Source organism: Alcanivorax xiamenensis (assembly GCF_009846745.1).
In the GTDB taxonomy this organism is placed as follows: domain Bacteria; phylum Pseudomonadota; class Gammaproteobacteria; order Pseudomonadales; family Alcanivoracaceae; genus Alloalcanivorax; species Alloalcanivorax xiamenensis.
Window position 1 is genome coordinate 1 of the sequence record NZ_AQPF01000110.1, and the last position, 1,232, is coordinate 1,232.

At 54.5% G+C, this 1,232-nt stretch carries 1 rRNA gene; it reads left to right on the forward strand.

Annotated elements, in window-relative coordinates:
• Positions 1-1,232 (forward strand): 23S ribosomal RNA (locus A6D6_RS21605); the annotation flags it as partial.

Genomic DNA, 1,232 nt, shown 5'->3' on the forward strand with positions numbered 1-1,232 from the left:
TGCTTCCAGGAAAATCTTCTAAGCTTCAGGTTATAAGGAACCGTACCCCAAACCGACACAGGTGGTTGGGATGAGTATTCTAAGGCGCTTGAGAGAACTCGGGTGAAGGAACTAGGCAAAGTGGTACCGTAACTTCGGGAGAAGGTACGCCACCGATGGTGAAGGGCTTGCCCCGTAAGCTGTTGGTGGCCGCAGTGAAAAGGCCCCTGCAACTGTTTATTAAAAACACAGCACTCTGCAAACGCGTAAGCGGACGTATAGGGTGTGACGCCTGCCCGGTGCCGGAAGGTTAATTGATGGGGTTAGCTTCGGCGAAGCTCTTGATCGAAGCCCCGGTAAACGGCGGCCGTAACTATAACGGTCCTAAGGTAGCGAAATTCCTTGTCGGGTAAGTTCCGACCTGCACGAATGGCGTAATGATGGGGGCACTGTCTCCACCCGAGACTCAGTGAAATCGAAATCGCAGTGAAGATGCTGTGTACCCGCGGCTAGACGGAAAGACCCCGTGAACCTTTACTACAGCTTCACAGTGGACTTTGAGCCTGCTTGTGTAGGATAGCTGGGAGACGTTGAAGCAGTGACGCCAGTCATTGTGGAGTCGTCCTTGAAATACCAGCCTGGCATGTTTGAGGTTCTAACCCAGGCCCGTTATCCGGGTCGGGGACATTGTGTGGTGGGTAGTTTGACTGGGGCGGTCTCCTCCCAAAGAGTAACGGAGGAGCACAAAGGTACCCTCAGCACGGTCGGACATCGTGCAATGAGCGTAAAGGTAGAAGGGTGCTTGACTGCGAGACCTACAAGTCGAGCAGGTGCGAAAGCAGGTCTTAGTGATCCGGTGGTTCTGTATGGAAGGGCCATCGCTCAACGGATAAAAGGTACTCCGGGGATAACAGGCTGATACCGCCCAAGAGTTCATATCGACGGCGGTGTTTGGCACCTCGATGTCGGCTCATCTCATCCTGGGGCTGAAGCCGGTCCCAAGGGTATGGCTGTTCGCCATTTAAAGAGGTACGCGAGCTGGGTTTAGAACGTCGTGAGACAGTTCGGTCCCTATCTGCCGTGGGCGTTAGAGATTTGAGAGGAGCTGCTCCTAGTACGAGAGGACCGGAGTGGACGAACCTCTGGTGTTCCGGTTGTCACGCCAGTGGCATTGCCGGGTAGCTACGTTCGGACGGGATAACCGCTGAAAGCATCTAAGCGGGAAGCCTCCCTCAAGATGAGATCTCTCTGGG